The 23,518-nt window shown below is 38.1% G+C and carries 15 protein-coding genes; all 15 read left to right on the top strand.

Going from position 1 to position 23,518, the window contains the following annotated elements:
* The 15 genes from AC6CHU_RS08305 (at window position 1) to AC6CHU_RS08235 (ending at window position 22,521) form a co-directional block, all read left to right on the top strand.
* Complete coding sequence (locus tag AC6CHU_RS08305; protein ID WP_498121174.1) at window positions 1-1,518, top strand: tripartite tricarboxylate transporter permease; 1,518 nt, start codon at window positions 1-3, stop codon at window positions 1,516-1,518.
* Window positions 1,515-2,558 (top strand): Bug family tripartite tricarboxylate transporter substrate binding protein, encoded by a 1,044-nt coding sequence (locus AC6CHU_RS08300; RefSeq protein ID WP_498121172.1) that lies wholly within the window; start codon window positions 1,515-1,517, stop codon window positions 2,556-2,558. The genes AC6CHU_RS08305 and AC6CHU_RS08300 overlap by 4 nt, the downstream gene beginning before the upstream one ends.
* Before the next feature lie 15 nt (window positions 2,559-2,573).
* Window positions 2,574-3,020, top strand: coding sequence for a tripartite tricarboxylate transporter TctB family protein (locus AC6CHU_RS08295; RefSeq protein ID WP_251284371.1), 447 nt, complete (start codon window positions 2,574-2,576; stop codon window positions 3,018-3,020).
* A 108-nt stretch (window positions 3,021-3,128) separates the two neighbouring features.
* Window positions 3,129-4,253, top strand: coding sequence for a 2-keto-3-deoxygluconate permease (locus AC6CHU_RS08290; protein ID WP_498121315.1), 1,125 nt, complete (start codon window positions 3,129-3,131; stop codon window positions 4,251-4,253).
* A gap of 16 nt (window positions 4,254-4,269) precedes the next feature.
* Window positions 4,270-5,034 carry an enoyl-CoA hydratase/isomerase family protein gene (locus AC6CHU_RS08285; protein ID WP_159864662.1) on the top strand — a complete coding sequence of 255 codons (765 nt, stop codon included), beginning with the start codon at window positions 4,270-4,272 and terminating at the stop codon, window positions 5,032-5,034.
* Between the two features lie 37 nt (window positions 5,035-5,071).
* Complete coding sequence (locus AC6CHU_RS08280; RefSeq protein ID WP_251284373.1) at window positions 5,072-6,067, top strand: aminopeptidase; 996 nt, start codon at window positions 5,072-5,074, stop codon at window positions 6,065-6,067.
* 39 nt (window positions 6,068-6,106) lie between these two features.
* Window positions 6,107-7,252 carry a CaiB/BaiF CoA transferase family protein gene (locus AC6CHU_RS08275; protein ID WP_498121170.1) on the top strand — a complete coding sequence of 382 codons (1,146 nt, stop codon included), beginning with the start codon at window positions 6,107-6,109 and terminating at the stop codon, window positions 7,250-7,252.
* A 38-nt stretch (window positions 7,253-7,290) separates the two neighbouring features.
* Window positions 7,291-7,818, top strand: a complete 528-nt coding sequence (locus AC6CHU_RS08270) for a gamma carbonic anhydrase family protein (protein ID WP_498121168.1) — start codon at window positions 7,291-7,293, stop codon at window positions 7,816-7,818.
* Complete coding sequence (locus tag AC6CHU_RS08265) at window positions 7,815-9,122, top strand: aspartate aminotransferase family protein (RefSeq protein WP_498121166.1); 1,308 nt, start codon at window positions 7,815-7,817, stop codon at window positions 9,120-9,122. Before AC6CHU_RS08270 ends, AC6CHU_RS08265 begins: the two co-directional genes overlap by 4 nt.
* Window positions 9,109-10,533 (top strand): NAD-dependent succinate-semialdehyde dehydrogenase, encoded by a 1,425-nt coding sequence (locus tag AC6CHU_RS08260; RefSeq protein ID WP_498121164.1) that lies wholly within the window; start codon window positions 9,109-9,111, stop codon window positions 10,531-10,533. The genes AC6CHU_RS08265 and AC6CHU_RS08260 overlap by 14 nt, the downstream gene beginning before the upstream one ends.
* Before the next feature lie 17 nt (window positions 10,534-10,550).
* Complete coding sequence (locus AC6CHU_RS08255) at window positions 10,551-11,951, top strand: FAD-binding oxidoreductase (RefSeq protein ID WP_498121160.1); 1,401 nt, start codon at window positions 10,551-10,553, stop codon at window positions 11,949-11,951.
* Window positions 11,948-13,246 carry a (Fe-S)-binding protein gene (locus AC6CHU_RS08250; protein WP_498121158.1) on the top strand — a complete coding sequence of 433 codons (1,299 nt, stop codon included), beginning with the start codon at window positions 11,948-11,950 and terminating at the stop codon, window positions 13,244-13,246. Before AC6CHU_RS08255 ends, AC6CHU_RS08250 begins: the two co-directional genes overlap by 4 nt.
* 461 nt (window positions 13,247-13,707) lie before the next feature.
* Entirely contained in the window at window positions 13,708-15,432 is a 1,725-nt protein-coding gene (locus AC6CHU_RS08245) for an ATP-dependent nuclease (protein ID WP_498121156.1), read from the top strand.
* The gene (locus tag AC6CHU_RS08240) at window positions 15,420-16,976 is read left to right on the top strand and encodes a UvrD-helicase domain-containing protein (protein ID WP_498121154.1); all 1,557 of its coding nucleotides are present in this window, start codon (window positions 15,420-15,422) and stop codon (window positions 16,974-16,976) included. Before AC6CHU_RS08245 ends, AC6CHU_RS08240 begins: the two co-directional genes overlap by 13 nt.
* A gap of 871 nt (window positions 16,977-17,847) precedes the next feature.
* Window positions 17,848-22,521 (top strand): DEAD/DEAH box helicase, encoded by a 4,674-nt coding sequence (locus AC6CHU_RS08235; RefSeq protein ID WP_498121152.1) that lies wholly within the window; start codon window positions 17,848-17,850, stop codon window positions 22,519-22,521.
* The last annotated feature ends 997 nt before the right edge of the window (window positions 22,522-23,518 follow it).

Below are 23,518 nucleotides of genomic sequence, written 5' to 3'. Positions count from 1 at the left end.
TTGGGAGAAATAAGTTTAATCGGCGAATCGCTGGCCAGTTTCTTTACATTTAAAATCATGCTTTTGTTTCTTATTGGCACAGTTGCGGGGATGGCAGTAGGTGCACTTCCGGGTCTGACTACTACCATGGGAGTATCCTTGCTGATTTCATTTACCTGGGGGATGGAATGGATAGAAGCAATGGTTTTAATTGTGTCTGTTCATATAGGAGGAACCTATGGCGGATCCACGCCAGCGATCTTCTTAAATATTCCAGGTACGCCTGCCTCCGCTGCAACGGCTATGGATGGTTATCCAATGGCCCAGCGGGGGGAGGGAGGCCTGGCAAGAGGACTTGCTACCTTTCAATCTTTTTTAGGTACTATTCTGGCAGCTGTTTTATTTCTAATAGGGGCGCCGCTTCTTTTGGATATAAGTATGAATTTCGGATCATGGGAGTATTTTCTGCTTGCCATATTTGGAATTATTCTTAGTGCAAACCTAACCGCTGCATCACTATCGAAAGGGCTTATTTCCGGGATATTAGGATTAGCTTTAGCCACTGTAGGAATGGATAAAATCACTGGTGCCCAGCGTTTTACTTTTGGAGAAAGCGCTCTCATGGACGGTTTTAGCCTAATTGCCGTTTTAATTGGAGTATTCGGAATAGCTGAGGTAATCGACTCTATCATGCAGCTGAAGAAGCCTTTAAAAGCGGATAAATTCCAATCTATTATTCCTCCGTGGAAGATGTTGCTGAAGTTTTTGCCAGCCGGCGGAAGATCTTCAATAATTGGAGCATCTATTGGAGCGATTCCAGGTGTTGGAGCAGATGTTGCAGCGTGGGTTTCCTACGATGTGGCCCGCCGAAGAAGCAAGAAGCCTGAGACCTTTGGAAAGGGAAATCCAGAAGGAATCGTTGCTGCAGAAACAGCGAATAACGCATGTGTGCCAGGTACATATATACCCATGTTAATACTTGGCATCCCTGGTGATGCGGTTACGGCAGTAATTATAGGAGGGCTTTTGCTCCACGGATTACAGCCGGGGCCACTTTTACTTACACAAAACCCTGATATATTAAATCAATTTTTCATCATTTTAACGATATCTGCTGCGTTCATGCTGGTATTTGGATTATTTTTCTCTTATTTTTTTCAGAAAATCCTATCTGTTCCCAGAAGTATAGTTTTGCTGATTGTAACAGTATTTAGTGTGGTAGGGACATTTGCGGTAAACAACCGGCCATTTGATATTGGAATTATGTTTCTTTTTGGGATCATCGGTTTTCTTATGCGTAAAGTAGGGCTCGCTGCCCCTCCTCTAGTGTTAGGGTTAATCCTTGGTTTAATGGCGGAACAGAATTTCCGGAGGGCCATGGTTAGTGCGGATTATTCATTCGGGCCATTCTTCACGCGGCCAATTAGTCTTTTCCTGCTGGTCTGTATTGTATTTCTGCTTTTAAATCAAAATGGATTCCTGACAAAACACTTAAAACACTTGTGGGGGAAAATAAAGCCTAAGGGGGCAAACGTATGAAAATAAAAATGATGTGTCTGATTCTATTTTCAGTGGTTCTGATATTAGGTGCCTGTGCAGGCAGCCAGTCAACTCAAAAGGCATCTGGAAACAGCAAGGAAGCAGCCAATGATTACCCTTCTCAGCCTATTGAAATTATAGTCGGTTTTGGTGAGGGAGGCGGTACTGATACGATGGCCCGGACCCTGCAGCCAATCCTACAGGAAGAATTAGGAGAATCCATTGCGGTAAGAAATATGCCTGGAGCCTCCAGTGCATTAGCCCTTGAATATGTTAACGAACAAGAGTCTGACGGACATACCATCCTATTTCAAACAGATCTGGTCCGCGTCTTTCCAACAATGGGCATGACAGATTTAACATACAAGGATTTCGAGCAAATAGGAATTGGTGCAATGGGAATTGCCAATTTTACAGTCAAAGATAAATCTGACCTGAAGACATTTGATGATGTGATTCAGCTATTGAAAGATGGAAGTGCAAAGGTTGGTGTAGCAGCGATTGGGGACCCATGGCACCTCACTCTGGAGATTGTGAATAGTGTTGTGGGTGGAGATGCCGAAATTATCACATACGATTCCGGTTCAAATGCTGCCATGGCTGCGATGAAAGGTGAGGTTGATTTTTCAATCAGCGGTGTAAATGAGGTAGTAGATCTGCTTCGGGCAGGTGATTTACGTTCACTGGCTGTTATGGATAATAAAGCATTTGAAGTAGATGGAATTGAATCAATCCCGCCGGTCACTGACTTTGTTTCTGATTTGGAAAAATATGTACCGGAAGGAACCTGGTGGGGGCCAGCTGTAAAGCACGGAACACCTGAAGAAATTGTCACTAAAATTAGAGATGCATACAACAAAGCAATCAACAGTAAAGAATTTCAGGCTTTTGCAAAGAAAAGGGCGATTGTTCTCACAGATATTGAGGATAGTCAGGAATATACAAAAGAAATCACCGAAAAAACAAGCTGGCTGCTTTGGGAAATTGGTGTTGGAAAACGGTCACCTGAAGAAGTAGGAATTAGCCGGCCAAAAGAGTGATAGAAAGGAGAAAAGATGAGAATAAATAAAGATTATCTTTTGGCGGGAATTGTTTTTGCGATTGGACTCTTTTTCGTAATAGGCAGTTATGATTTCCCGCCAGGAGAACACTTTTTAAATTCATCCCGTTCATTTCCCACGCTCCTCGGCTATAGTTTGATAGGTCTATCAATCTGGCAGCTTATTCAAACGATCAGAAAGAATAAAGAGGAGGAAGGGGAAACAGGTTCTGCCTCCATTCTGGAAGTTAAAAGAGGAATACTGTATCTGCTATTTACAGTTGTTTATATCTTTTTGTTAATACCTTTTATCGGCTTTCTATTTTCTACCTTAATCTTTTTACTCATTGGCATGCTATATTACAAGGAAGTTCGCTGGTATACTGCGACATTAGTATCCATAGGGATGATTGGATTCATCTATGTGGTGTTTGAAAAACTCATGTATATTCGATTACCGTAGAAAAAATCGAAATCGTAAATGATCGAAATAAAAATACTAGTCAGAGAATCAGAATTAAAAATCATTGATGTAAAAGGATATCAAATAATAGATATGGCGGTGATTTATATGAGGATAAAGCAAACAATTGAAAAAGTGCCTGGAGGTCTGATGGTCATCCCTCTGATGCTTGGTGCTTTATTTAATACGATTGATCAGCTCCACATTCCAATTGTAATGAATTTCCTTAAGAGTTTAGGGGTATCGCCGGTGGAAGAAGGAATTTATGAGTTTATGAGAATTGGTGGGTTCTCGGAAGCACTTTTTAAAACTGGAACCCTGACTCTCATTGGCCTGTTCTTATTCTGTGCAGGCAGCCAGATGAATTTGCGGGTAGGCGGAAAGGCCTTAAAGAAAGGAATTCTATTAACTGGAAGCAAGTGTTTGACCGGGATTGCATTCGGTATTTTATTTGGGGTATTTTTTGACCCAATGAACGGTCTGCTGGGATTATCTACTCTGGCTATTATTGCCGCCATGACCAATGGGAATGAAGGAATGTATGCAGTGCTGACAGGACAGTATGGGAATCGGTCAGATGTTGGAGCGATTTCCGTCCTGACTCTGAATGATGGTCCTTTTTTCACCATGCTGGCTTTAGGGATGGTTGGCGTTAATTTTCCTTTAATCGCATTCATCGCGGTCTTGCTGCCAATTGCTTTAGGAATGCTTTTAGGAAATCTGGATGAAGACATACGGGAGTTTTTAAAGCCTGGTGAAACGCTCCTTGTACCATTCTTTGCTTTCTGTCTTGGCGCAGGAATGAACTTCATGAGTTTCTTTAATGCTGAAGCTGTTTGGGGCGGTCTGGCTCTCGGGTTTGCCACAGTCATATTTACAGCATTAACCGGAATCCTGGTTTATAGGATGTTTGGAGAAAAGAGCACAATTGGCCCTGTTGCAGAAGCATCAACAGCAGGGAACGCAGTGGGTACACCTGCTGCGATCGCAGCAGCAGCATCAGTGGCAGCGGGTGCAGGATTGATGACGGTGGAAAAGGCTCAAAGTTTTCAGGAGATTGCCAATTTGGCAACAATCCAAATTTCAATTTCTACTATTACGACTTCAATATTATGCCCGGTAGCCGTTATTTTGTGGGATAAGTATCAACGAAGCAAAGGCATTGATGGACGCCTGGAGGATATACCCAGTAAAGAAATAAGAATCTCTGCAAAGCTTGAACAGGAATCATAGAAGGGTGATGAAAAATTTGGAAAAAATTCATGCTGAGATATCAGATTTTATTTGCACCATTACCATTAAAAACCCGCCAATGAATATTTTGACGAAAGAGTTTCGGCAGGAGTTTGTTCCTTATATGGAGGAGCTTAAAACCTCTTCGGATGTCAGGGTTATTGTCCTTACTGGAGAAGGGGATCGGGCATTTTGCGCAGGAGCCGATTTAAACGAAGAAGGAGAGCTGACACCTGAATCCGTAAGGCACTTCTTAGAAGAAGATTGCAGAATTTACGATATTGTCAATGAAATGCCCCAGCCTGTCATTGCCGCAGTTAATGGCTATGCGTTTGGCGGAGGGTTCGAGCTTGCCTTAGCCTGTGATATCCGGATCATGTCGGAACGTGCGAAGCTATGTGCAGCAGGGGTAAAGGTTGGACTGGTTGTCGGGCCAACCAGGTTAGTAAGACTGCTGGGTGAAGCATATGCCAAAGAAGTGATATTGACAGGCAGAACCATAACAGCTGAGGAAGCATTTCAAAGAGGGCTGGCCAGCAGAGTGGTATCACATGACAAGCTGCTGGCAGAAGCGCAGGAATGGGCACAGCTGATTGCTTCCCGTGCTCCAATCGCAGTCAGACATGCGAAGAACACGATTCAGAAGACCATGGATGCAGAGTGGCAGGAAGCAATGAAACAGGAATTGGATGCGTTTATTGAATGCCAGGATACATGGGATCACAAGCATGCGATTGAATCGTTCTTTAACAAAAAGCCGCCAGTATTTAAAGGGATATAGTTAGTTATAAAAATTGAATCAGGGAGTTGTTTTAAAAATGAAAGAAGCACTAATGTACCCGGCTGCTACTGCACTAGTAAAAGTTCTGGCAGGTGTTAAGAGCGGGGAAAAGGTTGTCATCTTAACAGATTTTTTAACGGATGGAATCACAAAAGTTCTGGCATCTGTTGTTTGTTCACTCGACGCAGAGCCCATCACAATCTCAATGCCGCCAAGGAAAGGGCATGGAGATGCATTGCCGGATGCAGTGGCAGCGGCTATGAAAGAGGCAGATGTGATCATCGCACCGACAACCTATAACATTGCCCATACAAAAGCACGCCATGATGCGCAAAAGGCCGGGGCCCGCGTATTAATCTTACCTGAAGCACATGAAGACATTTTATTAAGCAAGGGGCTGCGTGCTGACTTTGCTGCACTAAGACCTCAAGTTGAGAAACTGGCAGACATATTGACAGATGGAGAATCTGTCCGCATTACAACATCCCTTGGAACAGATTTAAGATTCTCCATCAAAGGCAGGTCAGGCAGAGCCTTAACAGGGTTTGCAAATAGCACGGATGTTTCGGCAGCGCACTGTATAGAATCCAGCATTGCCCCTGTTGAAGGAACCGCTGAAGGTATTTTAGTGGTGGATGGAAGTATTCCGGGAGTTGGTTTAATGGAGACTCCGGTTGAAGTGGTATTTAAGGAAGGAAAGGCCGTTTCGATTACGGGAGGCAGAGAAGCGGAGCAATTCAGGAAAATATTAATGGAGAAGAATGATGAAGAAGGAAATATCTATTTTGCTGGTGAGTTTGGCATAGGCATGAATCCGGAATGTGAATTGGAAAACAGCATGCTAAGTGATGAAGGTGTTTTTGGAACCATCCATATTGCTTTAGGTACGAATGCATATATTGGGGGAACTGTTAAGGCCAAAGGGCATTACGATATGGTCGTGAAGGATCCCCGGGTAGAAATTGACGGCAGACTTATTCTAGACAATCAGGAACTCTATTTAATTGAAGATAAAGCCTTAAATAGACTTTGAGACAGCGGGAATTCATTTTAATAGAAGGAGATGATTTGAATGGGTGCATTGGAAGGCATTAGAGTAATTGACTTGAGCCAGGTCATGGCAGGGCCATATTGCGGTATGCTGCTGGCTGATATGGGTGCTGATGTTATAAAAGTGGAACCGCCAAAAGGTGAGAGTACCAGAAGATGGTCCCCTTATAAGGAAGGGGAGAGCGGTGCGTTTATGGCGATAAATCGCAACAAGCGCAGCATAACGCTTGATTTAAAAAGCAGTGAAGATCAGAAGGTATTTTACAAGTTAATTGAAACTGCAGATATTTTGATAGAAAATTTCCGCCCCGGGGTTGTAAAGCGACTGGGAGTTGACTATGAAACCCTCAATCAGATAAATCCGAAACTCATCTATTGCTCTATTTCCGGATTTGGCCAGTATGGTCCATATTCATCCCGTGGCGGTTATGACTTAATCGCACAGGGAATGACCGGCATTATGAGTGTGACAGGTGAACGGAATGGCAACCCGGTGAAATGCGGACTTCCGATTATCGATTTGGGTTCTGGCCTGTTTTCTGTCTATGGTATTTTATCCGCATTGTATGCAAGGGTTCATTCCAATGAGGGGCAGTATATTGACGCATCTTTATATGATACGGGAATCGCATTGTCGGTTTGGGAAAGCACTCAATATTGGTTTACGGGAGAAACACCTGCACCTACTGGAAGCGGACATCGCTTGTCTGCTCCTTACCAGGCATTTCGTGCCAGTGATGGTTATTTTACTGTTGGTGCAGATACACCGCATCATTGGCCCGTGTTCTGCCAGATCATCGGCAGACCTGAATTCTTATCGGATGACCGATTTGTTGATGATGCCTCCCGAATTCAGCATTTAAATGAATTTGTCAGATTAATTGAAGAGAAAACAGGTCTGAATCCAAGACACTACTGGCTGGAAAAATTCGAAAAAGCGGGGATTCCCGCAGGCCCGATCAATACCTATCCGGAATCTTTAAATGACCAGCACACACTATCCAGAAGAATGGTAGAAGAGGTTGTACACCCTGTTGCCGGGAAAATAAAAGCATTGGGAATTCCTGTAAAACTATCAAAAACACCTGGAAAGGTTGCAAAAGCTGCGCCTGTACTGGGAGAACATAAGGAAGAGATTCTAAAAGAGTTAGGGCTCGTAGCTAAATAACATTTAAATCCTGCTACTCAGTAAGGAGAAGGATATGCATGATTAAACCTTTGAAAGGACGTGTTCCATCCATTCATGCCGAAACCATGATACACGGCTCGGCACAAGTGATAGGAGACGTCAGAATAGCCAAAAATGTGAGTGTATGGCCTCAATCAGTCTTACGGGCAGATGATGATAATTTTATCGAAATTGGTGAAGGAAGCAATATTCAGGACGGGTGTATCTGCCATGTGACATCAGAGGCTCCATTAAGGATAGGGAGAATGGTAACGGTCGGGCATGGTGCCATTTTACATGCCTGTACTGTCGAGGATGGAGCATTGATTGGCATCGGTTCTATAATCTTAGATGGAGCGGTCATTGAAAAAGGAGCACAAGTTGGAGCGGGTGCATTAGTTCCTCCAGGGAAAGTGATCCCAAAAGGCAGCTTAGCTGTTGGAGTTCCTGCCAAAATTGTGCGTGAACTAACAGAGAATGAAAGACATGAACTGGAAAAAAATGCAGAAGAATACATTGAGCTATGGAAACGAGATTATCGTGAAGAGAGTGGGGAGTCATTATGATTAATGAGAATAAAAGTTTAGCAGAAAGAGGCGATCGTGTTCTGCCCCCGGCAGCAAACAGAGTAACGAGGATAGGTGTAACGAAAGCATCTGGCTCAACCATAGAGGATGAAAACGGAAAAAAATATCTCGACTTTGCAAGCGGTGTAGGAGTAAATAATGTTGGACATTGCCATCCCAAGGTAATTGAAGCGGTAAAGCAGCAGCTGGATACGATGATTCATGTGGGCCATAATGTGGCCTACTATCCATCCTATATTCAACTGGCGGAGGAGTTAAACGAATTAACAGGAAAAGAGAAGATGGTGTATTTTTCAAATAGCGGAGCAGAAGCGAATGAGGGAGCAATCAAGTTAGCGAAAAAAGTGACAAAGCGTCCAGCCATATTATCATTCAAAAGGGGGTTCCATGGACGGACACTTGCAGCCACATCGATTACTTTCTCAAGCTCAGCTTATCGTCAGGATTATGAAGGCCTCCTTCCAAGTGTATATGCTTGTGAATATCCATATCCTTTTAGAACCGGCTTAAATTATGAAGAAGAGACGAAACGATGTATTCAAAGCATCAATGAAGTGTTCCAGTATCAAGTGGCTCCATCCCAGGTGGCAGCCATAATCCTTGAACCTGTACAGGGAGAGGGCGGGTATATTGTACCTCCGAAAGAATTTTTGAAACAAATAAGAGAAATATGTGATCAGCATGGGATATTGCTTATTTTTGATGAAGTTCAAACCGGTTTCGGAAGAACGGGGAAAATGTTTGCCTATGAACATTTTGGAGTAGAGCCGGACATCCTTACTTTAGGAAAGGGAATTGCTTCAGGCTTCCCTTTAAGTGCTATCATTGCCAAGAAAGAAATTATGGAGAAATGGGAGCCGGGAACACATGGAGGCACTTATGGCGGAAACCCGGTCTCGTGTGCGGCTGCCCTGGCTTCCATTGAAATTCTAAAACGGGAAGGTATAGATAATGCCCAAACTTTAGGGGGATATCTAAAACAGCAATTATATGATTTGAAATCAGAATTTTCGGTCATCGGTGATGTAAGAGGCCTGGGCTTGATGATCGGCATAGAGTTCATGGATGAAAAATGCCGCCCGGATGCCAGTACAGTAACTTGGCTGAAGAATTTTGCTTTAGAAAACGGAGTCATTCTTTTAACCTGCGGCACGGAGAAGAATGTTTTGCGGTTTATCCCGCCAGTAACGGTATTAAAAGAGGAACTTGATCAGGCAGTTTCTGTACTGAAAGAAGGATTGCAGCAGCTTGCTAAAAAGGAGAACGGTCATGCTATATATTAATGGAGAATGGAAATCTTCCTATAAAAATAAATCGATTACTGTGTATAATCCCGCTACTTTAGAAAAATTCGGTACGGTGGCTTATGGAGGAAAGGAAGAGGCCGAGGAAGCAATCCATGCCGCATCCGCTGCCTTTCAAGACTGGAAGAAAACAAGCGCAGTTGAGAAATCGCAATATCTTAGAAAAATTGCCGATTGTCTAAGAGACAGAGAAGAAGATCTGGCAGTAACCATTACAAAAGAGATGGGCAAACCCCTGAAAGAATCCCTTGGTGAAGTCAAGCTGGCGATTTCCTATATGGATTGGTATGCAGAGGAAGCTAAGCGTATTTATGGAGAGACAATTCCAGCGTCCAGCCGGGATAAGCGCATACTGGTACTGCAGGAGCCGGTTGGAGTGACGGGCGCGGTTACACCATGGAACTTTCCAGCCGCCATGGTTACCCGCAAAATTGCACCAGCGTTAGCTGCCGGATGTCCTGTCATCCTCAAGCCAGCTTCAGCTACGCCTCTAACGGCCGTGAAAATCTTTGAAGCCATTCATCAGGCTGGTCTGCCAAAAGGAGTAGCCAATTTGATTATTGGACCTTCTAATGAGGTTGCCCAAACGTTATTAGACAGCAAGCAGGTGCGAAAACTGACTTTCACAGGTTCAACGGCAGTTGGGAAAAAGCTGATGAGGGACGCATCCAATACAGTCAAAAAAGTTTCAATGGAATTAGGCGGTCATGCCCCTTTTATCGTATTTGAGGATGCTGATTTAGAGAAAGCCGCAGAAGCAGCGGTGGCAAGCAAGTTCAGGAATGCAGGACAAACATGTGTATGCACAAACCGGATTTATGTTCAGAAGGAAGCCGCAGAGGAATTTACCCGCTTGTTTGCAGAAAAGGTAAATCGTCTGCAAATCGGGAATGGCATGGATGATGATACAGATATTGGGCCATTAATTAATAAAGAAAGCCTTGATAAAGTCGTTGAACATGTGGAGGATGCCAAAGAAAAAGGCGGTGTGGTCATTTGCGGCGGATCTCTGGCAGATATGACTGCTAAAGGTGTATTCTATCAGCCTACTGTTATTCAACATGCAAATGAATCGATGAAGATTGCAAGAGAAGAAACATTTGGCCCAGTGGTGCCGATCTTCACCTTCGAAACGGAAGTAGAAGCAATCGAACGGGCAAATCATCCAGAATACGGACTTGCATCTTACTGCTACACTTCTGATTTAAATCGCGCTTTCCGGGTCATGGAATCTCTCGAATATGGCATTATTGGCATTAATGATGCGATGCCGACAACAGCGCAAGCCCCGTTCGGAGGAATGAAGGAAAGCGGTGTAGGAAGGGAAGGCGGCAAGTACGGAATGATGGAGTATCTGGAAGAGAAGTTTGTCTCATTGAATATTGGATAATCAAAGGGGCCATCAGAATGGAATTATTAATGGAGGAAATAAGCAGTATAATACCTTCAGACCAAATTTTAACGAGTTTAGCTGATCGCTATAGTTATAGTTATGATGCTTCATTCGGCAGCTATCTTCCTGAACTGGTCATCCAGGTGAAAAATAAGGAAGAGATTTCTTCACTTTTGAAATTGGCCAATACATTTAATTTCCCGGTATACCCAAGAGGACAGGGGACTTCTTTAAGCGGAGGTCCTCTCCCTGTTAAGGGGGGCATGGTTTTAGACATGTCCCAATGGAATGGTGATTTAAAAATTTATCCGGATGATTTGGTAGCAGTCGTATCACCAGGTGTACTGACAGCGAACATCAATCAGGAAGCAGAAAAGTTTGGACTCATGTACCCCCCTGATCCAAGCAGTGCCCATGTATCAACAATTGGAGGGAATTTAGCGGAAAACTCCGGCGGGCCAAGGGGCTTAAAATATGGGGTAACGAAGGATTATGTTATTGGTTTGGAAGTGATAACACCTGAAGGAGAAATCATCAAAACAGGCGGAAAAACAATTAAGAATGTAACTGGATATGACTTAACGAAATTGATTGTTGGATCGGAAGGAACGCTTGGGATCATTACGGAAGCGACACTGAAATTAGTGCCAAAGCCCCCAGCATCAAAAACCATGATGGCTGTCTTTGATGATCTTGTCCAGTCAGGACAAGCGATTTCAAAAATATTAACTTCCGGCATCCTTCCGGCCAAAATGGAAATAATGGATCAGACTTCCATAATAGCTGTGGAGAACTATCAGCCGCTGGGGCTCCCTATTGATGCAGAAGCCATCCTCTTAATAGAACTTGATGGCCACCCTCTGGCGATTGAAGAAGAAATGAAAAAAATAGAAGAGATTTTTACAGATTTTGAATCTGTGAAAGTGAAAATAGCCGAAAATCAGGATGAAGCACAGAGTTACTGGAAGGCAAGGAAGCTGGTTTCCCCGGCTATTGTCAAAATAAAGCCAACTAAAGTATCTGAAGATGCAACAGTGCCCCGCAGCAAGATTCCCGATATGTTCCAAAAACTAAAAGAAATCCGCGAGAAATATGATATTCATCTAGTCGTGTTTGGACATGCGGGTGACGGAAACCTTCATCCAAATATTATCTGTGATAAAAGGGATACAGAGGAAATGATACGGGTTGAAAAAGCAGTAGAAGAAATCTTTAGAGCTGCTGTTGAACTGGGAGGGACACTCTCGGGTGAACATGGAATTGGAACATTGAAAGCCCCTTTTATGGAAATGGAATTGGGTGCAGCCGGACTTGATATGATGAAACGAATTAAACAAATATGGGACCCGAATAATATTTTAAATCCCGGTAAAATCTTTCCTGAAGAAGGCCAGAAGCTGGTGCTTAGGGAATGAGTGCGGGAGCCGGTCTAAAAGACAGATTACATTATAATGAGACGTTTAATTGTGTCCAATGCGGATATTGCCTGCCGGTTTGCCCCACTTACGAAACGATGAAGAGCGAGGTGCATTCGCCGCGCGGCCGCATAAATCTTGTCAAAATGCTGGCAGAAGACAAAATCAAGGCAGAGGATTTACGGGAACCCATTGAAAAATGCCTGGGATGCCGCGCCTGCGAAACAGCCTGTCCCACCAGCGTACAGTATGGGAAGATTTTAGAAGGAGCAAAAGAAGTTCTAGAATTTGCAGAGCAAAAAACGAGAGCGCAAAAAATAAGTGAATCATTGATTTTTAATCAAATATTTCCATCAAGGAGATGGATGAATACAATCGGTAATCTTTCATGGTTTTATCAAAAGTCCAGGCTGCAAAAAATGGCACAAAGAACAGGAATAACCCAATTGGCCCCGCTTCATCTGGGGAAATTTGAGTCCGTTCTCCCTGATCTTCCATCTCCCGCAGAACGGAAAAACAGGGCCCACCTCTTCAAAGCCATTGGTTCCAGGAAAGTTACTGTTGGATTTATTACCGGCTGTGTAATGGATGCCATCTTCTATGAGACGAATAAGAACACAATCGACCTGCTGACCAAGGCAGGAGCTGACGTACTTATTCCTGTAAATCAGACGTGCTGTGGAGCACTGCATGCCCATGCCGGAAAAATAGGGGATGCTAAAGGTCTTGCCAAAAGAAATATAGAGGCATATGAAAAGGAAGAAGCAGACTATATCGTTAACAATGCTGGAGGATGCGGCGCGACTCTATTGGAATATGGTGAACTACTTAAGGGAGACAGCGAGTGGGAAAGCCGAGCACAAGCTTTTTCTAATAAAGTAAGAGATATTTCACAGGTGCTAACTGAATTAGATGGTTTGAAATTTACAAAGGAAGTGAATGGAACCATAACCTTTCAGCCATCCTGTCATATGGTTAATGTTCAAAAGGTGAGAGATGAGCCATTATCTTTGTTAGAGAAAGTAAAAAGTAAAGGGTACCGTGAAATGAATGACAAAGAACGGTGCTGTGGTTCTGCGGGTATTTATAATATTGTTAACTATGAGGATTCCATGGAAATATTAGATAGTAAAATGAAAAATGCGAAAGGTACAAATGCTTCTATAATTGTAACTTCAAATCCAGGCTGCCTGCTGCAAATGAAATTAGGCATTCAAGGGGAAGGGCTAGAGAAGAGTGTAAGAGCTGTTCATCTTGTGGATTTGCTGGTTGAGGCTGGGGCGGTTTCTAAATAATTTATAAATAATAAAGATGATGAAGCTGCAATGGATTCAACAGTCATCCCCAAATAACCGTCTTTAAACACAAATTTTCATGAAAAATGAGAGTAACATCCGCACAGTGAGAATACTGTGCGGTTTTTTAATTGAAATATACTGGACTGATTTAATGTGTGTGGGGGGGGAGGCCCCTATTTCAATTACATTATTCATCTTAAAGATTGGCTGTTAGCATTAAATATACCTTTGTTTAAATTCTAAACTAGCCTAGTAATTTCCAGTATAGTAAAATTGAATCAATTATATAGATATTAAGATAGGAAGTGTTAGGAAAGCCTGGAAAAAGCGAGAGATCAATGGATGAAACCCTCATAATTCATAAATGAGTTAAGCTTATTATTGGGGGTATGAGCAGTAAATCAAGAAATTTGATAACAATTATAGTCTAAATTATAAAATTAGAAAGGCGGAGAAGTATGATCTTTAAGGAACTAACAATTAAGAATTTTAGGAGTTTCGAGAATGTAAAGTTAGAATTAACAAACCGTAATATAATATTTGGACTTAATGATATTGGAAAAACAAACCTATTAGCCGCAATTCGTTTTTTACTAGATAGTAAATTTAGAAGCAATGGTTTGGTTGATTCAGATTTTTATAACAAAGATATTAACAAAGAAATTAATATTATCCTTAAAATTAACATTTCTGATGATGAAGAAAATGATGATAATAAAAAAATATTCACTATGATGAAAGGGGCTATTCCATCAGAAGCAGAAGATATATATATACAACTTAGGTCTGTATTTGATGGTGAATCCCTAATAGGGCTTCCCAATTTATTTTGGGGAGTAAATAAAGATAATCTAGAAGCTGTCCCAAGTAGTCAGTCATTTTTTGAGCTAGATAAGTATTTTAATGTTGTTTATATTGATTCTTCAATAAAATTAGAAGATACATTTAAAAAATATTCTAGAGAGTTATTTAAAGGTGAATCTAGTATTAGTGAGGAAGAAAGAAATCAACTTAATGTTCATATAAAAAATCTTAATACTAGCGTAGGTCAATTAAATACAATTAAATTATTTGAGAAAGACTTGATTAAAGAATATAAAAAATTTAAAGATGATAAAAACTTTATAGTATCAATTCGATCGGAAGTGGAGTTAAGTAATATTCATAGTAAGCTTAAACCATACATATTAGATGATAAGCTTGAAAATTACCCTACATCAGGTGACGGTAGAAGAAAAATCTTGGCATATACATTACTTACTCTAGAAAATCGGCGAGTAGAAGAGAAAAAAATAAATATTTTTTTAATAGAAGAATTAGAAAATCATTTACATAGATCAATGGAAATTGCACTTTCATATCAAATTTTCAGTGACATAATATTTAAATATTTATTTATGACGACTCACTCTTCTTTACTTATTAGTCAGATGGATGATGTAAATCTTATTAAATTATATAAAGAGAAGAAGGTCACTGGTAAGTCATACATATATAAAGTGCCTCAAGATTATAAAATGCTAAAACAAAAATTAAATCAGAATCTAGCGGAAGCTATATTTGCTGATGTAGTCTTATTAGTAGAAGGTCCCTCAGAAAAAATATTATTTGAAAGGATTCTTAAGGAAAAATGTGAAAGATATGAAAGTTTCGGGGGATATATTCTAGAGGTAGATGGAATTAATTTTATTGAGTACTATAAAGTATTAGATGCATTAGGAATTAAAGTTATTGTAAAAACGGATAATGATTTAAAAAAAGTTAAAGGAAATAAATGCAATCTATTAGGTATAAATAGATGCCAATCACTAATTAATTGTCATAAAAAAAATAATATTAAAATAGATAGTTCTCTTTATGAAAGTAATATTGACTATGTAATTGAAAAAAAGAGATATTTATACGATAAATTACCTGTTACTATAGGTAAACTAAGAAGAAATAGAATTTATTTATCAAGGGTAGATTTAGAAAATGATCTATTTGAAGTGATTCCTGATCTAATGGACAATTTAGCTAGGGAAAGTAATAGTTCAAAGTCTGCAGTGGATTATTTACAGAGTTCTAAACTTATTAATATGATTAAATTAAGTAAACTGATTGACACAGATGGAATTAATAGAATTTATAAAGATGAAAGGTTTGAATGTGTAAAAGCATTGGTGGAATTATGTTACCGTTAGATAAAGATGTGAGAGATCAGATTCTTGTAAATGAGGGCAATATTGTTATAAGTGCAAGTGCGGGTACAGGAAAAACACATACAACAATAAAAAGAATAATTCGAGATATTGAAAAGAATAATAATTATAAAACCTTCGCAGCTATTACTTTCACTCGTAAAGCGGCTAGAGAAATTGTAAATCGATTAGGAATTAATAAGGGTGGAGGATTTGTGGGAACAAATGATAATTTTATTCTTTCTGAAATTATTCAGCCGTTTATGTATGATTTTTATGGTACTAATTTTAAATTAGAGATTAAGCCGGATTTTAATGACGAAAATCAAATAGCAGATTTCCAAGAAGGTATAAAAAAAATTGAAGAAACACAATTAATGTGTAAATTCAGTGATAATAAAAAAAATTTCGCTTTTCAGTTAGCTTTAACAATTCTAAAAGAATCACATGCAGCAAGGAGGTATTTAAAATCTAAATATTATAGAATTTACATAGATGAATACCAAGATAGTGATATTGATATGCATAAATTATTTATGTATATTTGTGAAGATTTAAGTATCCCATTATTTATAGTTGGGGATACAAAACAATCTATTTATCGTTGGCGTGGAGCTTACAGTGATGGTTTTGAAGAACTCACTTCCAAATCAAGTTTTGAGAAATTTGAATTATGGCACAACTTTAGATCAAATAGGGTTATTCAAAATTATTCAAATGTATTTATGGGAAGTGTAAGACATCACTATCGCCAAACGGATTTCAATGATGAAATAATTGCATTAGAATTTAACACAGATCAAGAAGCCGCTAATTATATCAATGATTGGATAGATAAAAGTAAAAAGTGTGCATTTTTGAACTTTAGCAATAGCAATGCAGAAAAATGGAGTAAACAATTAAATGAAGTCAATCTTCCTTTTGTTTTTATACCTGGATCTCCTTTAGATAATTCTAATCTTGAAAGTGAACATATTTGGGTTGCTAGGTGCATAGCAAATTATGAATTACAAAATAAATATAGCGAATATGACGTAATGGATGAAATTCCGTTGCCGGAGGCTTATAGAATAATGGACTTAAAGAAACTATTATTCAGAATAAAAGATTCACATAATTATTTTGATTTATATGAAGAGAATTGTATAAAATTGTATGAATACTTAGGCTATCGAGATGATAGTGAAAAAATAAAAAGAGAAATAAAAACTTTATTTGAAGTTGTAAATGATAATAGATTTGTACCTACATATAATCAAGAAAGTTATAGCTTAACTTGTGGAACAATCCACTCATCTAAGGGACTTGAATTTGAACAAGTAATAATTAATGCTGGGGACTTTAATATGAGTAGGGATGGTACAATCTTCTTGCACTATGTAGCTATATCGAGGCCAGAGCAAAGACTTTTAATTATTGGAGAACCTTTTTATTTTAAAAGATATATTGGATATATACATGAAGCAGTTAAAAAAACTAAAGATTTAGGGATAGATATTAGTATTGAATCCATTATTAAATTAGTTGAACTAGAAGAAAGGGCTTAACTCCGACTGCGTTAATACGTTATTTAGTGAGGGCACAGGCCCCCTTTTCGGTCGTAACAAAGAGATGACTTGACGAATGAAAAGATATAACTAAGAACTTCAAAGCACATATTGTAATGGTATGCCCTTTTTAGAATAGGGAAATCCAACGATTCGTTTGTTCCTTTGTAGCTGACTTGGTTTTACAAGTATTATCATGGGTTGCGAAGAAGAAAGAACTAAAATAAAGACTCGTCAAGCTGATGGTATGATCTCAGATATATATAATGAATTGTTTTAACCAGTAACAAAGAAAGCTGGAAAATCCTTAGTACAGTTCTAGATCTTAGTAATTTTATCATTTTCAATAAATCTATATACAGGCTCAATAGTGTTTGGAGCTGCATCTGATGGTGGACAACTTTCTGGCAAGTCAGCTTGACTTTTAAAAACCATTATTATATCCTTTCCTTTCTTTTTTATTCGTATACTTTACCCATATGTATAAAAAAGTAATTAATCTATGTCATTAGGAATTGCGTCCTGCTTTCGACAAAACAATACATTAATAACAAAAAAACGCCACCTAGTTTTAACAAAGGTGTTTTCAAGTCGATTTTTTAAAACATGGATTCCTTTGTAAATATTCAATTTTACTAACGTAATAAATTAATATATAAATTATGTTTATAAAAAATCCTTCCCATTAGATTGAAAACAGACTAGGAAACGGATTGAAAATTATTTCACAGCTCTTTTTGAAAAAGGCCTTTATCATTCCATAACTTTTTAGAAGACAGTCTCTAAAGTTCTACATTTTCATGATAAAATAATACTAATAATCAGAACTAAAGCTGAATTTTTTTCTCAGATGAAAGATAGGTGAAGAGTTTTGGAAGGGAAAAATCATAAAAGTTTCGTTGCTTTAATTAATGAGATAGACACGAAGCAACATACACAACGTGATAGAGGAACACTATTCGAACTATTAATTGTTGCATATTTAGAAAATGAACCGATGTATTCTCGTATATACGATAAAATATGGAAATTAAGTGAAGTTCCAGCCGAGTATAATATCCCTAAAAAAGATACAGGTGTAGATTTAGTAGCAAGGAAACGTGAAACTGGCGAATTGGTAGCGATACAATGTAAATATTACTCTGCTGATACGGTCATTAGAAAATCACATATAGATTCGTTTTTAAATGAAGTAGGAAAAAGCTATTACTCAGAAGGAATTATTGTCACGACAACAAATAAATGGAGTACCAATGCAGAAGATGCATTAAAGTATCGAAATAAAACCATTGCACGAGTCTCATTGGCGAATTTACAAGAAAGTAAAATTGATTGGTCTGCATATTCCTTTAATAGCCCTAAACAAGTTAAGCTGCAAAGTAAAAAGACGCCTCGACCTCACCAAGTTCCAGCAATCAATGCCGTAATTGAAGGTTTCAAGAATGCTAACCGTGGAAAGCTAATTATGGCCCCTGGCACAGGGAAAACCTACACTTCCATGGCCATTGCAGAAAAAATGGCCGCTGAAAAAAATGGAGTGTTTAAAGTTCTTTATCTTGTTCCAAGTATTCAATTATTATCTCAAACATTACGAAGTTGGAATGCTGATATTAGTTTTAAGATGGATACCATTGCAGTGTGTTCAGATAGAAAGGTAACAAGAGAAAAAGGAGAGAATGAACTAGAAGATATTGCAGCTGCTGATATTGGATATCCAGCTACTACGAATACGGAAAAATTATTAGAATATCAGGATCGAATTGAAAGAAGTACGGATCAGGGAGAATTCCTGACTGTTTTTTCGACATATCAATCGATTGATGTAATCATAGAGGCTCAGAACAATGGTTTTTATAACTTTGATTTAGTTGTATGCGATGAAGCTCATCGTACAACAGGAGCAACAGAGCATAATAAAGTAGCCTCTGCCTTTACAAAGGTTCATAGCGATGACAATATTAAAGCTACTAAACGTCTCTACCAGACTGCAACACCACGTGTATATGGTGAAGATGCGAAAAAGAAGGCAGAAGAAATGTCTGTTTTGATTGCGGATATGAGTGACCTCGAAATTTATGGCGAAGAATTCTATCGTATTGGATTTGGAGATGCTATTCGCAAGGATATCTTAACTGATTATAAAGTGATGGTTCTAGCTGTTGATGAAGAAGTCATTGCTCGCCGTTTTCAGCAGATGCTTGCACGTGAATCCGAATTAGAATTTGATGACGTAACGAAAATTATAGGTTGTTGGAATGGTCTAGTAAAACGGAAAAGCCACTCAGATGAAACTCTCGGAGAACCAATGAAAAGGGCGATTGCGTTTACAGGCACAATTAAAGATTCGAAATTAATTACAAATATGTTCGCTCAAGTTGTGGATGAATATATTAATGAGATTAATGAGGACATATTCTCTATAGAAATCGAACATGCAGACGGCTCAATGAACGCACTTCAGAAGAACGAGAAAATTTCATGGTTGAAAGCTGATGTTCCAGACCGTACCTGCAGAATCTTATCAAACGCAAGATTTTTAACAGAAGGTGTCGATGTTCCTGATTTGGATGCAGTAATGTTCTTGAAACCACGTAAATCAAAAATTGATATTGCGCAGGCAGTTGGGCGTGTAATGCGTAAAACACCTGGTAAAGATTACGGGTACGTGATTCTACCTATTGGAATTCCATCAGGTTTAGATCCTAATACAGTATTAGATAATAACGAGAAGTACCGTGTGGTCTGGGAAGTATTGAATGCATTACGTTCACTTGATGAGCGCTTTGATTCCACTATCAACAAACTAGAATTAAATAAAAAGAAACCAGAGCAAATCCAAGTTATCGGGGTCGGGGATGCACCTGAAGATAGATTAGTTATACCTGAGCCCCAAGATCGACAATTAGCATGGTCGCTTACAGACGAAGATTGGTCTGAACTCGAACGTGCAATATATGGAAAAATTGTAAAAAAAGTTGGTAATGTACGCTATTGGGAACAATGGTCTGAAGACGTTGCTGAAATTGCACGTAAGCATATGATGCGTATTCGTATCATGTTAGAGGATAAGGACAGTAAAGCATATAGAGAATTTCAGAAATTTGTAGCAAGTCTTCGTCATAATATTAATGATTCTATATCAGATCAACAAGCAATTGAAATGCTTGCTCAGCACCTTATTACAAAACCTGTGTTCGAAGCATTATTTGATTCTTACAGTTTTGTCCATAATAATCCTGTTTCGAAAGCAATGGAATCTCTATTGAGTATCTTGGATGAACAAGGTCTTGTTAAGGAACAGGAAAAATTGCAAGATTTCTATGATAGTGTTCGTGTACGTGCAGAAGGAATCGATAATCTTAAAGCAAAGCAAGATATTATTATTCAACTGTATGATAAATTTTTCAGAGTGGGTTTTAAAGAAACTACAGAACGATTAGGAATTGTCTTTACTCCAGTTGAAGTGGTAGATTTTATTATTCATTCTGTTGATGATGTATTAAAGGAACACTTTGGTAAATCATTAGCAAGTGAAGGGATTAATGTACTTGATCCATTTACTGGAACGGGAACATTTGTTACTCGTTTGTTGCAAAGTGGATTAATACCGAAAGAAGACTTGATTCGCAAATACACCCAGGAAATACATGCTAATGAGATTGTGTTGCTGAGTTACTACATTGCGGCCATAAATATTGAAGAAACATTTCACAACTTAACAAATGGCGATTATATACCATTTGAAGGAATTGTTTTAACTGATACATTCAAAAGCGCAGAACGGAAAGAATCTTTTATGGATGAATTGTTTGATGAAAATAATAAACGGATCAAGAAACAGCAGGAAGATCCAATATTTGCTATAATCGGCAATCCTCCATACAGTGCTAGACAAACTAGTGATAATGACAACAATCAAAATACTAGTTATCCGATTATTGATGAGAAAATAAAAGATACCTATGTAAAACATTCAAGTGTTACTAATAAAAATACACTGTACGATCCACTTGTAAGAGCATTTCGTTGGTCAACAGATAGAATTGGCGATCGAGGTGTAATTGGTTTTGTTACAAACAATGCTTTTATTGATAAGCAGACAACTTCAGGAATTAGAAAGTGTTTTTACGAAGAGTTTAATTACCTTTATGTAATTAATTTGAGGGGTTCAGTAAGAGGGCGTTCAGGTGATGATGCTAAACGTGAAGGACAAAGTGTTTTTGATATTTTAACAGGTGTTGCAATTTGTTTACTTGTTAAAGATGGTTCTGATACACATCAACTTAAATATTTTGATATTGGTGATTATTTATACCGCAAGGAAAAGTTAGGTAAACTATCTAAACTTCAGTCTATTAATAAAGTCGACTGGTCAATTATTATTCCAGATAAAAATAATGACTGGATAAACCAAAGAAACGAAAAATATTCAGAGTTTGTCTCAGTTGATCCTGAGGAAAATGGAATTTTTAAAATGAAGTCCCTAGGTGTGAGTACGAACCGTGATGCTTGGGTATATGGTTTTTCAAAAACGATGGTTAATGATAATGTCATTAAAATGGTTGGGAATGTAAACTCAGAAATCGATCGATTGAAAAACATTGCAGTTAAGGAAGAAAGAATATCTCAATTAAATTCTGACCCTAAGTTTGTAAGTTGGAGTCGGGGACTAAAACAAGTTTTTTCAAAAGGTGAAAAAATAGTATTAGATCCAAATGTACTTAATATTCATGTATATCGTCCTTTTACAAAAAAATGGTTATATTACGATAAAAGTATTATTGAAATGTCTCGGAAGTTTAGAAGAACCTTTGGAGATACTAATAAAGTGATTCTAGTTCCAGGAAATGGTTCAAGGAGAAGTTTCTCGTGTTTAATGGTTGATAGAATTCCAGATCTGAATATTTTAGATGCAGGTGCACAGGGATTTTCATTATATAATAAAGAGATGATTTCAGGTTTGTTTGAAAATGACGATAGGAATATATCAGGAGAAATTTCAAATGAATTTAATTTATCTCCTGATGATTTATTTTATTATACTTACGCAGTACTACATTCTAATGAGTATCGTGAAAAATTTGAAAGTGATTTAAATAAGCAATTACCTCGTATTCCAAAATTGAAAAATGCAGTAAAATTTGTTGGGATTGGTAGGAAACTAGCCGATTTACACCTGAATTATGAATCAGTTCCACCTTATGATGGGGTTATAATTGAAGGTAAGACGAATCCTTCATTTAAAGTTACAAAGATGAAACATCCGAAGAAAGTTCTAGATAAGATTGTATTTAATAATGATATCACGATTACGAACATCCCTGAAAAAGCTTATGAATATGTGGTAAATGGTCGTTCTGCGATTGAATGGATTATCGATCAGTATCAAGTTAAGACTGATAAAAAATCAGGCATCATTGACGATCCAAATGAATATTCTGATGATGAAAAATATATCTTTAACTTGTTACTGTCAGTTATTAATGTCTCTGTTCAAACAGTTGACTTAGTCAAAAGTTTACCTCCTTTAGAAATTGAGGAATAAAGAGAATTAATTGGATGATGTAATTATGTAAACAATTTCAAAGCATACTTCTAAGGTAGTCCTAAAGTATGCTTTTTTATGTTCGTATTATCGTGAATTCCAGAGTCTGTGCTATAAAGGAATGTTGTTAAATATTGTGCGCTGCTTATTAGAGTATTATAGCCCTTGCCTTTAGAAAATAGCTTGTAAGAGGAAAGGACGATGATGAAGATTAAATAAAGTTTTCCACAATAGACAAAATCGTACGTACACATAGGAAATGAACAAGTTGATTATTGAAAATTTATTTATTAAGAAGGTACAGTAGATGAGGATTTCGACAATAAGGCTCTTTACAGCGATAGTAGAGGAGCAGCTTATAAAGATGAATATTTGACTTTAATAAAGAAGCAATCACCAAGAAAGAATTACTGTTGAGAAATTTTATCGTCACTGAAAATGTTCCTGATGATTTATATCATTATGTGAGCTGAAGGGCATTCAATCGAATAGATGGTAGGATACTATGCCTTGAAATTTTCTTCCTGAAGAAAATGCTGCTATAGCTTCATCAAATGATGATATTGAAAGTATAGGAGATATATTGGCTGTTAAAGGTATTAGGGTTTACATCATTGGAACAGATAACCGTTGAATTATTATTTATCCATATAAGATAAACAGGGATAAAAGATATTTTAATGTAGCAGAAGATTATAAAGACAATTTAATGTCACTACTTTTTTAATAATATGTGAAAACATGAGATTTAAGATTTTTAATAAATAATGTAATGTTTACGAACTAAGCAATACAGTCATATATAAGATGGAAGAGAAGGATAAAAACTGTTGAAATAATCATGTATTTTGTGGAATTTCTATGGCACGTGGAGACGTCACATAGATTTCCTATTAAACATAATATGAAATCTTTATAAAATAGTTATTTTTTGAGTTAAGTATCAAAGAGTCTAAAACTACATTGAAACTAATAATTAAAGTAAATTATAAATAGA

This window comes from Cytobacillus sp. GQ23 (assembly GCF_059758675.1).
The sequence above is the reverse complement of the archived record's forward strand: the minus strand, read 5'-3'. Positions and strand labels throughout refer to the sequence as shown.